At 66.4% G+C, this 12,007-nt stretch carries 24 protein-coding genes; all 24 read right to left on the minus strand.

From position 1 onward, the window contains the following. Positions 1 to 609: 609 nt before the first annotated feature. Positions 610 to 1,260 carry a hypothetical protein gene (locus BQ7388_RS10010; RefSeq protein WP_072500545.1) on the minus strand — a complete coding sequence of 217 codons (651 nt, stop codon included), beginning with the start codon at positions 1,258 to 1,260 and terminating at the stop codon, positions 610 to 612. Further along, complete coding sequence (locus BQ7388_RS10015) at positions 1,250 to 1,591, minus strand: hypothetical protein (protein ID WP_129583252.1); 342 nt, start codon at positions 1,589 to 1,591, stop codon at positions 1,250 to 1,252. The genes BQ7388_RS10010 and BQ7388_RS10015 overlap by 11 nt, the downstream gene beginning before the upstream one ends. Continuing rightward, the gene (locus BQ7388_RS10020; RefSeq protein WP_072500547.1) at positions 1,578 to 2,153 is read right to left on the minus strand and encodes an ATP-binding protein; all 576 of its coding nucleotides are present in this window, start codon (positions 2,151 to 2,153) and stop codon (positions 1,578 to 1,580) included. The genes BQ7388_RS10015 and BQ7388_RS10020 overlap by 14 nt, the downstream gene beginning before the upstream one ends. Beyond that, a complete protein-coding gene (locus BQ7388_RS10025; RefSeq protein WP_072500548.1) occupies positions 2,154 to 3,107 on the minus strand; it encodes a conserved phage C-terminal domain-containing protein in 954 nt (317 codons plus the stop codon). A gap of 64 nt (positions 3,108 to 3,171) precedes the next feature. Further along, positions 3,172 to 3,459 carry a hypothetical protein gene (locus tag BQ7388_RS12435; RefSeq protein ID WP_072500549.1) on the minus strand — a complete coding sequence of 96 codons (288 nt, stop codon included), beginning with the start codon at positions 3,457 to 3,459 and terminating at the stop codon, positions 3,172 to 3,174. Positions 3,460 to 3,572: 113 nt separating this feature from the next. Continuing rightward, positions 3,573 to 3,947, minus strand: coding sequence for a hypothetical protein (locus BQ7388_RS10035; RefSeq protein ID WP_159430836.1), 375 nt, complete (start codon positions 3,945 to 3,947; stop codon positions 3,573 to 3,575). 235 nt (positions 3,948 to 4,182) lie between these two features. Beyond that, a complete protein-coding gene (locus tag BQ7388_RS10040; protein WP_072500551.1) occupies positions 4,183 to 4,431 on the minus strand; it encodes a hypothetical protein in 249 nt (82 codons plus the stop codon). Beyond that, positions 4,428 to 4,682: a hypothetical protein gene (locus BQ7388_RS10045; RefSeq protein WP_159430838.1), complete on the minus strand. Its 255-nt coding sequence runs from the start codon at positions 4,680 to 4,682 to the stop codon at positions 4,428 to 4,430. The genes BQ7388_RS10040 and BQ7388_RS10045 overlap by 4 nt, the downstream gene beginning before the upstream one ends. Next, a complete protein-coding gene (locus tag BQ7388_RS10050) occupies positions 4,675 to 5,193 on the minus strand; it encodes a hypothetical protein (RefSeq protein WP_072500553.1) in 519 nt (172 codons plus the stop codon). The genes BQ7388_RS10045 and BQ7388_RS10050 overlap by 8 nt, the downstream gene beginning before the upstream one ends. Beyond that, positions 5,190 to 5,501: a hypothetical protein gene (locus BQ7388_RS10055; RefSeq protein WP_072500554.1), complete on the minus strand. Its 312-nt coding sequence runs from the start codon at positions 5,499 to 5,501 to the stop codon at positions 5,190 to 5,192. Before BQ7388_RS10055 ends, BQ7388_RS10050 begins: the two co-directional genes overlap by 4 nt. Beyond that, positions 5,498 to 5,998: a hypothetical protein gene (locus BQ7388_RS10060; RefSeq protein WP_072500555.1), complete on the minus strand. Its 501-nt coding sequence runs from the start codon at positions 5,996 to 5,998 to the stop codon at positions 5,498 to 5,500. The genes BQ7388_RS10055 and BQ7388_RS10060 overlap by 4 nt, the downstream gene beginning before the upstream one ends. Then, the gene (locus tag BQ7388_RS10065; RefSeq protein ID WP_072500556.1) at positions 5,976 to 6,596 is read right to left on the minus strand and encodes a helix-turn-helix domain-containing protein; all 621 of its coding nucleotides are present in this window, start codon (positions 6,594 to 6,596) and stop codon (positions 5,976 to 5,978) included. Before BQ7388_RS10065 ends, BQ7388_RS10060 begins: the two co-directional genes overlap by 23 nt. Next, entirely contained in the window at positions 6,596 to 6,814 is a 219-nt protein-coding gene (locus tag BQ7388_RS10070; protein WP_072500557.1) for a hypothetical protein, read from the minus strand. The genes BQ7388_RS10065 and BQ7388_RS10070 overlap by 1 nt, the downstream gene beginning before the upstream one ends. Before the next feature lie 67 nt (positions 6,815 to 6,881). Next, positions 6,882 to 7,199 (minus strand): integration host factor, actinobacterial type, encoded by a 318-nt coding sequence (mihF, locus tag BQ7388_RS10075; RefSeq protein WP_072500558.1) that lies wholly within the window; start codon positions 7,197 to 7,199, stop codon positions 6,882 to 6,884. Between the two features lie 17 nt (positions 7,200 to 7,216). Then, the gene (gene dut, locus BQ7388_RS10080) at positions 7,217 to 7,648 is read right to left on the minus strand and encodes a dUTP diphosphatase (RefSeq protein ID WP_072500559.1); all 432 of its coding nucleotides are present in this window, start codon (positions 7,646 to 7,648) and stop codon (positions 7,217 to 7,219) included. Beyond that, positions 7,638 to 7,988 carry a hypothetical protein gene (locus tag BQ7388_RS10085; protein WP_072500560.1) on the minus strand — a complete coding sequence of 117 codons (351 nt, stop codon included), beginning with the start codon at positions 7,986 to 7,988 and terminating at the stop codon, positions 7,638 to 7,640. The genes dut and BQ7388_RS10085 overlap by 11 nt, the downstream gene beginning before the upstream one ends. 3 nt (positions 7,989 to 7,991) lie before the next feature. Beyond that, a complete protein-coding gene (locus tag BQ7388_RS10090) occupies positions 7,992 to 8,408 on the minus strand; it encodes a hypothetical protein (protein WP_129583253.1) in 417 nt (138 codons plus the stop codon). An 18-nt stretch (positions 8,409 to 8,426) separates the two neighbouring features. Next, on the minus strand, positions 8,427 to 8,882 hold the full coding sequence (locus BQ7388_RS10095) for a single-stranded DNA-binding protein (RefSeq protein ID WP_072500562.1): 456 nt from the start codon (positions 8,880 to 8,882) through the stop codon (positions 8,427 to 8,429). A 10-nt stretch (positions 8,883 to 8,892) separates the two neighbouring features. Continuing rightward, positions 8,893 to 9,627 carry a phage recombination protein Bet gene (gene bet, locus BQ7388_RS10100; RefSeq protein WP_072500563.1) on the minus strand — a complete coding sequence of 245 codons (735 nt, stop codon included), beginning with the start codon at positions 9,625 to 9,627 and terminating at the stop codon, positions 8,893 to 8,895. Beyond that, positions 9,628 to 10,692, minus strand: a complete 1,065-nt coding sequence (locus BQ7388_RS12440) for a DUF1351 domain-containing protein (RefSeq protein ID WP_083558386.1) — start codon at positions 10,690 to 10,692, stop codon at positions 9,628 to 9,630. Continuing rightward, the gene (locus BQ7388_RS10110) at positions 10,677 to 10,976 is read right to left on the minus strand and encodes a hypothetical protein (protein WP_072500565.1); all 300 of its coding nucleotides are present in this window, start codon (positions 10,974 to 10,976) and stop codon (positions 10,677 to 10,679) included. The genes BQ7388_RS12440 and BQ7388_RS10110 overlap by 16 nt, the downstream gene beginning before the upstream one ends. Beyond that, a complete protein-coding gene (locus BQ7388_RS10115; RefSeq protein ID WP_072500566.1) occupies positions 10,973 to 11,443 on the minus strand; it encodes a RusA family crossover junction endodeoxyribonuclease in 471 nt (156 codons plus the stop codon). The genes BQ7388_RS10110 and BQ7388_RS10115 overlap by 4 nt, the downstream gene beginning before the upstream one ends. Beyond that, entirely contained in the window at positions 11,433 to 11,651 is a 219-nt protein-coding gene (locus BQ7388_RS10120; RefSeq protein ID WP_072500567.1) for a MerR family transcriptional regulator, read from the minus strand. Before BQ7388_RS10120 ends, BQ7388_RS10115 begins: the two co-directional genes overlap by 11 nt. Beyond that, positions 11,648 to 11,908: a hypothetical protein gene (locus BQ7388_RS10125; RefSeq protein ID WP_072500568.1), complete on the minus strand. Its 261-nt coding sequence runs from the start codon at positions 11,906 to 11,908 to the stop codon at positions 11,648 to 11,650. Before BQ7388_RS10125 ends, BQ7388_RS10120 begins: the two co-directional genes overlap by 4 nt. Between the last annotated feature and the right edge of the window lie 99 nt (positions 11,909 to 12,007).

Here is a 12,007-nt window from a genome sequence, read left to right on the forward strand (position 1 = left end):
CGCTGCAAGGCCGATTGCCGCCCCGTCCGCGCCCTGCGCGTGGCCCCGCTAGCACCGTGGCCTTACGTGGCCGATTTGCGGCCTTGTGGCGTCCCCTGGGCGGCATGGGCGGGCATTGAGCGGGCGGGTAGTTTAAGCAGGTAACGCAAGGTTTGTGTTCGTTGTGTGTAGCCGTTTGCGGCCAAACTGCATCTTGCGGCGGCGCTCATGGCCGCTCCGCGCCGTCACGTGAGAGCCACTCTAAGCCGATTTAAGGCCCCGTTTGCCGCCTATGCTAAGCGGGCTAGGCCTTTGGCGTTTTGCGGCCTAAAATCGTGCCTACAGCGCCTTACAGGGCTATCTAGCGCCGACGCGCAGAGTGCATCCGCGCGGGCCTAGATGCCCGAGGCATGGCAAGGCCCCCACCGGGACGCATCCCGATGGGGGCCTCCTCGTCGCCGCCCGGCCTGGGCCGGAAGCGCCCGCGTTTCCTGCGCCTCACCCGCCAAAGGCCCTTATAGGGGCCTCGAACTCCTGGAAATTTTTCGGCCTTATAGGGCCTCGGAACTCCTGGAAATTTTTCGACAAAATCCCAGCTCAGGAGCGGCATCGAGGGGAAGCGTGGGCCGCTCACCCCCTCGGCTTCGGCTTGCGCTTCGCCGACTTCCGCTTCGCCGGTGCCTTGCGCTTCGGCTTCGGCTTCTCCCTCGGCGGCTCGATGACGAGGTCCTCCGCCGGGACCGCCTCGGGAAGCGCCGCGCCGTACTTCTCGGCCAGCGCCTTGCGGTCCGGAGCGGCCTGGATGGTTTCATGTCTGATGACGCTCTCGGAAGTGTCCGAGTAGCCGAAATTGTTCTTGCCGACGAAGATGCCTGCTACGGGGTTGCGGTAGCCGTTGTTGTTCATCGCCTGCGACCACATCTCTGCCATGCTATCCAGGCACTTTTGAAGAGTTAATTCCGCTTCTGGGCTGAGCCTGTCCCTGAGGACCGTTCTCTGCCCCTTGCGGTATCGCAGCAGCTCGTCGCGGTTGAAGCCCATCACGAAGCACATCCCCTCGATGGTCGGCCTCTTGTTCCACTCGGCGCACAGCCCGAGGTACGTCGCGTACCGCTCCGCTATCGCCTCCGGGTCCTTCAGGTCGATGACCTTGAGCGTGAACAGCTCCATGTTGAACCGGATGTTGCTCTCGTTGTCCCTCGGCACCTGCCCGTTCGGGAGCCTCGAGCCGTCCTTGTCCCCGTTCCCGTTGTTGCCGGGATGCCCGCCCCTACCTGCCATCTCTCAACCTCATCATCCTGTGGTACTCACCAAGGTTCCCGCTCCTCCGAAGGCTCTGGAAGCACTTCGAACCCATGACGCTCATCCAGACCCCCTCCCCCGCCTCGGTTACGCTCGCGCGCCCCTGTAGGGTGCCCCAGGCCATGTACCCGCGCCTGACGAGCGACGCGACCGCGAGGTTGAAGGCGTCCCAGTCGTTCGGGAAGGGCACGGTCCTCGAGTTGCTCGCGCCGACCGCGTTGGCGTACTCCTCGCGCAGCGAGAAGTCCCCGCTCGTGGACGGGTGCCTGGGCACGAGGCGGCTGAGCACCGCCCTCTCAAGCACGGTCATGTCCATGTCCATCGCAAGCCCACCCCCTCCTGCTCTCCCCCGAGAGCATCACCTGCTCCATGCCGTCCCTGAGCCGGTCGCATATGGCCCCGGCCAGGACCTCGTCCGCCTCGGCCAGGCGCTGGTACAGCGCGGCGAGCGAGCAGTTCGCCGTCACCACCGTCTTCGAGCCGTTCGAGTAGCGGCAGTCGAGCAGCTCGTAGAGCGTCTCGAGCGCCCACGGCGTCGGCCTCGGCTTGTCGAGGTCGTCGAGCACCAGCAGCTGGGACCGCTCGAAGTCGGCCACCGACCTGGCGTCGCTGCCCCTCTCGTAGCCGCTCCGGACCTCGCCGAGCATCGAGACCGCGCCGACGAAGGTCGGCCTCCACCAGTGCCTCATGGCCTCGATGGCCACCGCGCTCGCCAGGTGCGTCTTGCCGCAGCCGACGCTCCCGTAGACGTAGGCCCCGCTCGTCTCGTTGGCGCTCATGCGCCCGAACATCTCCGTCGCCTGCTCGCTTCTCGCCGACGCGAAGCGCGAGCCGATGCCCGCCCTCGCCACTTGCAGCAGGTCAGGCTCCACCTACACCACCTCCAGTACCCTCGTGACCCCGGGCGGCGGCTCGAATGCCGCTGCCCCTCCCTGTATCCCGTACGCCCCGTCGCGCCGCCTCTCCCCGCCAACGTCGGGCTGGTTGAGGTAGGCGTCGAAGTGGCTCCCCCTGAACGGCGTGGTCGAGTTGACGTGCCTCTCGAACTCGGTGCCGCGCCACTCGGCCCACTTCCGGTCGATGACCCTCTCGCAGTCGGCGACCGTGTACCCCTCGTTGAGCCTCTCGCGGATGAGCTTCGTGCTCCCCGTGGTGGCGCGGAAGCGCCTGCCGGTGACGGCGTTGAGGTGCTCCACGACCTCGCGCGCCTCGGCCATGTGGCCCGGCTCCGCCTTCGCCGCCTTCGGTTCGTCGCTTTTCCGCGTGGGGGGTATAGGGGGGTAGTCCTTTATGTACTTGTTATTGTTATTGTTATTGTTATTGTGTTGAACGACCGTTTGACCAACGTTGAACGACCGTTGAACGACCGTTTGTTCCTCCTGCTCAGGGGCGTCGTTTTCGTTCTCGCTTTTTTGCGACTTTCTCGCCTTTTTTCTCCTTGCCGAAACTCCCGCCAAACTCGCGACGATTTTTCTCGCGTTTGCGTCCGCCGACGCGTCAACTTCCGGGGAACCTATCTCACCGTTGTTGAAAAGTTCGAGTATTCCCAGCTCAACGCAGTCATCAACGAATGTTGAAAACTCGTCTGCGGACTCGAACCAGAGTTCTCGCGCCAACGCGGCGCAAATCAGGTCGCTCCCGACGCGGATTCTGTGCCCCTCCTTCCTGGCGAGGAAGTCCGTCAGCCCGAGCAGCTGCGCGTACGCCATCGGCCCGCGGGCGCTCAGGAGCATCCTGAACCCGAACGACGAGCTGGCACCCGCGTCCCTCCTGTACCACTCGAGCGGCCTGTCGAACGCCTCCCGGTACGCCTCCTGCCTCGTCAAGCCACGCCTCCTTCCGATTTGCCGGACGCCCACGACCATGCGACAGCGTCCCGCGCCGCCCGTGCTACAGCGGCCCGAGGTCGATGCCGCGCCCCGCGGCCCAGCCGCGGGCGCACCCGGCGACGATTCGGTTCGGCTGGTACCCCGGCTCCTCGCGCGCCCTCTGGCGCTGCATCTCCCACCACTCGTCCCAGCTGCCGTCCTGCTCGACGGCCACGCCCTCCCTGAGCCACCGCGGAATCGGCGAGCCGTCATGGGCGCACATGGTCGCCAGCTCTTGCAGCGACCGCGCCACGAACCCGAACCCGGCCACCCCCTCCTCGCCGGGCCGCTCGCCCGCCTGCCCCGTCACTCGCCGCCCCTTCTGCCGCCCAACACCCTCACGACAGTGTCAGATATAATTATTGAAACGATTATCACGGTACTCGCGATGACCACAACTATACCGAAATCATGCATAATCAGTCACTCCCTATTAGGTCGTTGTTGCTTGCCCGCCGCCCTCTTGAGCAGCCAGCGGTTGTGGGCGTTGACGAGGGCCAGGAGGATGTGCTGCACCGCGTAGGCCAGCTCCTCCTCGCCGTGCCGGTCGCCGTCGCCCGTCACCTCGAGCCACCTCATGGCGCAGTGCGTGGCCTCGTGGGCCAGGAGCGCGGCGGACTCGGCCCACGTCATCCCCTCGGCCTCGAAGAGCACGCAGACGCAGGCGCTGCCGCCCCTCTGGACGCACCAGCTCTGCGCCGCCGTGTCAAGCAGCCCTATAGGCTCTCCGGCCCTGAGGCGGCTGAACCGCTCCGCCGCGCTGCGCGAGTGGAAGAGCCTCACCTCCGGGCAGGGCATCACGGACGGGAACGTGTCGCGGCACCTCACGGGAGCCGCCTGGATTGCCTGGCGAGCGAGAGGAACCACCCCGCCAGGGCCACGAGGAGGCCGAATATGGCGCGTGCGCCGACCGTGCCCCCCGACGTTGCCAGGCGCGTGCATACCGCCCCAAAAAGGCACAGGGAGCCGCACACGGCCCACCTCACGAGATGCTCCTTGTCACGGCGATGCCGCCCTTTCTTGGTGCCCCGCGTCAGTCGGTCGTTATCGGGAAGTCGCATTCTTCCCCCTCCTCCGCAGCAATGGCCTCGAACAGCGACGGGAAGTGGGCGCGCACGCGGCAACCCTCGTAGCCCAGCCCCTCAAACTCGCGCTGCACCATCTCGGCCACGGACCACGGGGCGAGGTCGACCGCATACCACACCGGCACGTACAGCTCCAGCGGCACCCAGCGAAACCTGTAGCTGTCCGGCACGTCCTTCGGCCGCTTCGGCGTCCTCATGAGGCATCGCCACCAAGGATGCGTGCGCCGCAGTTGGGACAGAAGTTGAAAATCTCGTACTCGATGACCCCGCGGGCGCATCGGTACCCGCACCGGTCGCACTCGCAGGTGTCGCCACGGAATCGCCTGCCAGGGATGTGCTCGCGGACAACGCGGAAGTGGCACGTGCGCTCGGGGACCTCCTTCCATCCGGCGAGGTCCGCCATGCCGACCAGCGTGTCGCGCAGCTCGCCGCGCGTTGCGTCACTCATCGCCATCCACCACCCTCGCGCCACAAGCGGGGCAGAAGCACGGCATGTCTTCACCGTCGGAGAGCACTGCCAGCATGCGTCCGCACTCGGAGCACACGGCCCACGCGTCGCCGTCGCCATCAGCCTCGTTGAAGTTGTCCATTGCCACCGGATGGCACGTGCGCTCCTTCTCCGCAGATTCGATGCGCGCCATGTGCTCGCGCAGGTACTCCCCGCGGTCCTCCCCTGCTCGAACCTCACTCGAACCTGCTCGGACCTGACCCCAGGCGCAGAAGCCACCGGGCGCGACCACATCCGTGGTGCTTGCGCCGTCGTACACGAGCGCTCGCTTGATGGGACAGCTCATCGTGTCGAGGTATTCGCAGTCCCGGCACCGCACCACGCGCTCCCTGCGCTCGCCGAGGAAGCAGTTGCACAGGTCGCTGCCCCCGATGGGGTCGTACGCGTACTCCTGGACGTACTCCCGGACGTCGTACTCCGTGCCGCTCCGTGCCGCTCCGTTGTCGCTCATCGCAGCTCACCTTGCGGTCCCCAGGCGTGGCCCACCTCGTAGACGGACTCGGCCCCGTCGTAGTCGAAGATGCCTATGCGGATGCCGTCCGGCACCTCGATGACCACCACGTCACCGGTGTGATAGCCCAGCTCCACCGCCTCGATGACCGCCGGGTTCGTGCGGAACTCGTGCGAAGACTCGTCATGCGCGAACAGGTAGTCGCCCGTCCCTCCATAGAAGAGCTGTGGAGCGCGGGCGTAGACGTACTCCTCGCCCTCGTCGGTGAGTCTGAACCCGCCGAAGGCGTCGTTTATCGCGACCTTCATCGCCCCTCACCCGCCAGGCGCTCGCAGCGGGCGACGAGGGCGTCGAACTTGCAGCCGGTGTTCTTCGGGCACCAGCTGCCGAGGTCTATGGCGTCGCTGATGATGCGCTTCCAGGTTTCCGGGCGCTCGTGGGTGAACCACCCGCTGCGTGCTGGCTTCGCCGCGCCCTGCTGCTTCCCCAACTCGCGAATCCAGACGTCGTAGCCGTCGCTCGCGATGGCCGTGACCACCCACTCCCTGCCGTCACCGCCCCACACGTGCTCCTCGGGGCGCAGCGGCTCACCGTACGCGCCCACGGGCAGCGGCATCATGCCGTCCATCGCGTCGGCCACTCGGTCCAGGGCGTCGGCGAGGGCATCGACGATGTAGCCGAACCCGGACGTGTCTATGCCCAGCATCTCTACGGCGCAGATTACTGCGCCTGCGGTGTCGCCTGGGCGCTCGCGCGCCTTCTCAGCGGCCTTGCGGATTGTGTCACTGGTGATTGTCGTTGTCATGAGAGTCCTCCTTGGACCTTCTAATCCACTTTCGGATGGTGCATTCGTCGCGGCAAAGCTCGCGGGCCACCGCGGCCACCGTCTTGCCGGACCTGACCATTTCGACGGCCCGCTCGCGCTCCTCCGACGTCGAGAAGCTGAACTGCCGCTTCAGAAGCTCAGGGTGGTATGTCCAGTTGTGCCTGTAAAGCTGCACCTTCGTGACGCCGGAGAGACGCGCCGCCGTTTCGAGCGGGATGCCGTCCTGCATGAGACGGACTGCGTCGAGCAGGTCCTCGTTCGCCGTGTGGTTCGCGAGCCTGGGCGGCATGGGGAGGTCAATCCCCAGCCGCTTGGCCCACGAGTAGGCGGTCGCGACGTGTATGCCCGCCTCGCGTGCCGCCACTATCGCCGGGACGCCGGACCTCATCAGCTCGACCGCGTGCCGCGTCGCGGGGCGCATCTTGCTCGGCCCGATGCTGGCTGCGGATGGCAGTTCCGCGTCAGGCACGCAGTCGCGGCACTCGCGCGAGTGCCACTTGCGCTTGCCGCTGTAGCGGGCGAAGCGGCCGCGCGGCAGCTCGCGCCCGCAGACGGGGCAGACCTTCGTGGCACCCATCAGCGTGGCTCCCAGCAGTCGCAGGGCACGTCGGCCCTGACCGTGTACGGCGTCACCGAGATGACGGCCAGCCCGTCATCGGCTTCCGGCAGCACGCAGACCCAGCAGACCGTGCGGCCAGTTTCCTCGTCGTTCGTCACGACGCGCCTCATGTGTCGGCACCCCTTGCAGGTGCCGCAGTCCTCCTCGGGCGCGTCGGCCCAGAAAACGTCCTCCATGTCCTCCTCCAAGGCGAGGGGGCCTCCGAAGAGGCCCCCCAGGTCGCAGTCCCTATGTGCGTTGTTGCTAGTCCAGAGCGGCCACCAGGCACGCTCGCTGGTTTGGCCCAAGGCTGCTGACGCGACGTCCGCCGTCCAGCCCAAGCTCGACGAGCAGGCGCTCCGCCTTCGCCACCCCGTATCCGGGCACCGACATGACGAGCTTGCGCAGGCGCGTGCCTTCGGTCACCTTCGTCCTCGCGCCGAGGAACTGGCAGACGGTCATCTCGCCGCGCTTGAGCCTGCGGCACGTCTCGGCGCGCTCGTGGCGGGCCTCCTGCGCCAGGCGCAGGTACCCGACGCGCTCCTCGGTCGTGTGGTCGGGCAGGTACTCGCTGTTGTCCATCACTGCTTTCCGTCCTTTCACGAGACGCCGGTCGAGCCGAAGCCCCCGTCGCCTCTCCCTGAATCCTCGAAGCCGTCAACGAGCTGCCATGCCACGTTCCCATCAGTGGCAACGAACAGCGCCTGCGCCACGCGGTCACCTTGGCGCACGACGAACGGCTCGTCGCCGAGGTTGACGAGGCAGGCCTTGACGCGGCCGTGGTATCCGGGGTCGATGACGCCCGGGCTGTTGAGCACCGTCACGCCGAACTTGGCGGCAAGCCCGCTCCTCGGCACGATGAGCGCCACGTGGCCCACGGGCACGTCCATGGCGAACCCGAGGTCGATGAGGGCGCGCCTTCCCGGCTCGATGGTGACGTCCTCGCCTCCCGTGTCCGCCTTGCAGTCCCACCCGGCGTCCTCGCGGTGCTGCCGCACGGGGCGCGGGCCGTCCACGTACCTAATCCTCAATGCAGTCCCCTCTCTCGTATGCGTCCAGCCACTCAAGTGCCCGGTACGCGACCTTCTTCACCTTGTCCATGGCGTAGCCGTGGCGAGCGCCAAGCTCGCGCCAGTCTTCCAGGAAGAGGTAGTGGGATGCCACTATCTCGGCGTCCTCGTCATCCAGCGTCTCGTGGATGACGCCCACCTCCTCCCAGGCCTCGTCGAGCGCCTCGTCGCACCACGACACGGCGCTTACGGCCTCGTCGCGGACGTTCCTCGGTGCCTCCTTGGCGGACTCAAGGAGAAGGGCCATGGCCCTGTACCGCAGGAACCGTTCAAGCGCGTGACCCCTCCCCTTGTCTTCCATATCCTAGAACGCCGCTTCCATGCCGTCAGGCACGTAGGTGCCCTCATCGTCGAGCGGCAGCGGCATCTGCACCGGGGCGAGCGTCACGTCGAGCGGCTCTCCGATGAGCTGCTGCACCTTCGCGACGTCCCCGTAGTGGTGCGGGTCGATGGTGAGGTTGAGCGTCACCTTCTTGGCGTCGCCCGTGAACTTGTCCACGATGGCCTTGGTGCTCAGCGAGCAGGGCATGTCGGCGTTGGCGTCCTTGTAGTCGAGCTGCGCCGCGTAGCGCACGGCGTAGTCGAAGAACGCGTGGTACTCGTCAGCCGTGACGCCTGTGGCCTCGTACCAGTCCGTGGTTCCGATGAACATTCCGCCCTTGTTGCGGATTGCGTCAGCGACCTTGAGAGCCGCGCTCTCGTCCATGTGAGCTGCTTCCATTTTTCAGTCTCCTTTTAGTTAGAAGGGAATCGAGCTGTCGTAGGCATCGTTCGCCTGGGCCTGCGGCTGGTAGGGAAGCTGTTGCTGCCGGTACTGCGGCTGGTACTGCGCCTGGCGCTGCTGCGGCACCTGGCGTCCGTCCGTGCGGCTCATGAACTCTATCTCGTCCACGGCCACGTCCACCTTAGAGCGCTTCTGGCCGCTCTGCTTGTCAGTCCACGAGCTGTAGCGCAGGCGTCCCGCGACCGCGACCTTGGTGCCCTTGGCGAGGTACGGGGCCAGCTTCTCGGCGCGCTTCCCGAAGATTGCGCAGTCGAAGAAGGCGGGCACGTCCTCCCACTCCCCGGTCTGCGGACTCTTGCGCCGCTCGTTTACCGCCAGCCCGAATTGCAGGACGTTGGAGCCGCTCGCAAGCGTCTTCAGCTCGCTGTCCCTCGTCAGGTTGCCCGACAGATGCACTGAATTGATTGACACCGTCTACCTCCTAGAACTCTATGTCCTCTGCCTCAAGCGCAAGCTCCTCCGCCTGCGGCTCGGGGACTGGCTGCTGTGGTTGCGGCTCTGCGGCCTCTGCGACCTGCTCTGGGTCAAGCGCCACCTCGACTGGGGACGGCTGCTGATAGACGGGCTGCGGGACAGGTGGCGTCACCGGAACGTCCGGCTCTGGCATCTCGTCGGAGTCGTAGAGTCCGCCGTAGGAGCCTGGGTACGCCTCGCGCAAGGCCTGGACCAGGGCCACCTTGCGAATCATGGTCGCCTTCTTCGTGTTCCAGAGGCTGTGGTGCTGGTCGTACTCGGCCAGGCTCACCTCGGCTCGACTCGGATGCGACCTGCTCTTGTCGTGGACCTCGGCCCAGCCCCCGACGAGGACCTCCGTGTTCGCACCGACGATGGTGCCCTCGCGGTAGATGAGTTCGCCCGTCTCCTTGTTGATTACGACTACTCCGGCACGCATGCCGTCGAAGGTGGGCTGTTGCGTCGCGGTGCGGACGAAGTAGTCCTTCGAGACGATGACGCTCGCCTTGCCCTTGAAGACGGTCATGTAGGCGTCTCCGGCGAGCGGGTTGAGGTGGCGCGCCTGGCACTTTGCCATGAACGAGAACACCTCGCGCGGGTCGGCCTGCTGGCCTCCGGTGACGATGTACTGCTGGACGATTGCGGGCGACAGCTTCACCTCGCTGCCGTCGCTCGCCGTGTACTTGACTATTGCGTCGGGCATCTAGCCCTCCTTCCTCGTGAGGTCGAACCTGCGGCCCTGCGTGGCCTTGGCGACGCCGTGGATGCCGCGTGCCTTGGCGAACGCGACGAGCGCCTGAAGCTGCCACTGGTCGCAGTAGGCCAGGAAGCAGTACGGCGGCATGCCCTCGCCGGGGAACGGCGCGGCCGTTATCGACGCGTGCTCGGCCATGAGCCGGTCGTACTCATCGGACGGCCCCGGGGCCTCCTGGCCCGTCTCTATGCGGCGCTGCCTGGCCTCGGCCTCCTCCCGCACGCGGCGCTCCCTCTCTGCCCTCTCCTGGGCCTCCTCGGCCCTGCGGTTTGCCTCCTCGGCCTCGCGCGCTGCCCTCTCGGCCTCAGCGGCCTCGGCCTGCATCCGCGCCCGCTCCGCGTCGGCGGCGGCGATGCGCTCGCGCCTCTCGCGCTCATCTTGCAGGTCGCGCATGGTGGCCGCGAGGTCAAGCGTCTTGCAGTAGCTTGACCTCGCCTGCTCGCGCTCCTCGTCGCCGTAAGGGCTGGCGGCGATGGTCTCAAGGTCGCGCTCGCACGCCTCGACGCGGCGCATGACGTCATCCATGATTTGCTGCTGGTTGGTGCCGTAGTTCAGCCACTTGCCCCCCGCCGCGAAGCGGTCGAAGAGGGTCTGTAGCGGCACCATCTGCGCGAAGTATCCCTGCGTGGCCTGATACCACTCGTCCACGTTCTGGGTGCGCGATTCTATGACCATGCGCTCCCAGGCCTCTATCTCTGCCTTGTAGGCCTTGTCCACGCCGCTGAGCGGGTCGAGCAGCTCCCTGACCTCGAACTCGAAGTCATTGATGGCCTTCTTGATGGCGCTGAGCTTCTTGGTGCGCTCGCCCGTGATGGCCTTGATGGCCCTGTTGGCGCTCGCCCGGTCGCGCTTCGACTGGCGGTAGTCCTCGCCGGACGTAATCTCGTGGGGGACGTACTGCTCCGCGAGGCCAGCGACCTCGGTCCGCTTCTGCGCGAGCCACCTGTCGGCTTCGCTGAGGAGCACCGGAGGCTCTGTCGGCGTGGCCTCTGACTCGATTACTTCTTCTGGCACTGCTTCTCAGCCTCCTCAATCATCTCGGCGATGGACTTGCCGCCAAGCTCAGCCACGTGCGTGCGCACCGAAAAGTCGATGAGCTGCATGGCGTGGGAGTTGTCGGTGAGGCCGCGCTCGACGATGTAAAGCGCGGCCGTGACTCCGTACCCGAATCCGGTGACGAACTCGTCGAGGTCCACGCGCTCGTGCGTCTCGCTGTCCTCAATCTCGATGTGCGCCTTGTCGATGATGTTCTGAATCTCGCGCATGATGCCGAGGCTCTTGTCGCTTACAAGCTTCATTCCTGTTCCTCCAATGTCGTGACGATTACCTCGACGCCGGGGTTCTCCGAGTCGATGACCATCGAGAAGACGAGTTCGCCCACGTACTTCTGCGAATCGTCCTGTATCACCCCGCACCCGAACGGGTTGCGGGTGTAGTCGTGCTTGCGGCTGCTCCAATTCGACGGCGTGCAGATGCCGTCGAGCACGTACTTGATGCCGCCGTAGATGTTGTCGAGGTCGCGCCTGTCGCTCGGCTCGTGCCACACCGTCTCTACTGAGACGGGGCAGCTCGGCTTGCGCCACCCCTGGGCCTCCATGGCCCTGGCGGCGAACTGCGCGACGTGCTGCGTGTTCTCGCGCTTGCGCCGACCGGCGAGGTTGCGGTTGGTGAGTCCAGAGCCGACTATCTCGTTGATGCCGTCCATGTGGGTCGGCCTGCCGTTCGCCGCAGTGCGGTTGGACGGCACCCAGAACCTAAGCTTCAAGGGGCACCACGTCCTCGCCGAGGAAGCGCCTGGCCTCCGACTCCGTGACGCGCTTGCCGCGCGTGCATCCTGGCAGCCTGAAGGCGTGGAGCCTGCCAGCCGTCGTGGCGTCGTTGAGCGTCGAGCGCGGGATGCCAGTCATCTCGGAAAGCTCCGTGATTGAGTAGGTGCGCTCGAAGCTGCCCCCCACCGTCATCGTCTTGGTCATCCGACCACCCCCCATCCGTCCATGACGCGGTTGAACTCGACGATTGCGTCCGCGTCGCTCGCTGCCGCGATGGGCCAGCGCCCGTGCGGTGCCTGGCCGTACCAGTAGGTGCCGAACGGGCTGCGCGCGAGACGCCACCCGCCACGGCGGCACAGCTCCGCGTCGCGCCAGTTGCGCAGCCTCGACGTGTCGGGCGGCACGTGCTGATTGCCGAGCACGACCTGCCCGGCGCGCCCCGAGTCGTAGAAGACGCCCACTAGGCCACCCCCTCGAGCAGTCCGGTTATCACGATGAGCACGCCGACGAGAGCGAGCGCGACGCCCTGGTGGCGGTCGAGAAACGTGTCCTCGCTGGCG

Source organism: Olsenella phocaeensis, assembly GCF_900120385.1.
Lineage (GTDB): Bacteria > Actinomycetota > Coriobacteriia > Coriobacteriales > Atopobiaceae > Olsenella_I > Olsenella_I phocaeensis.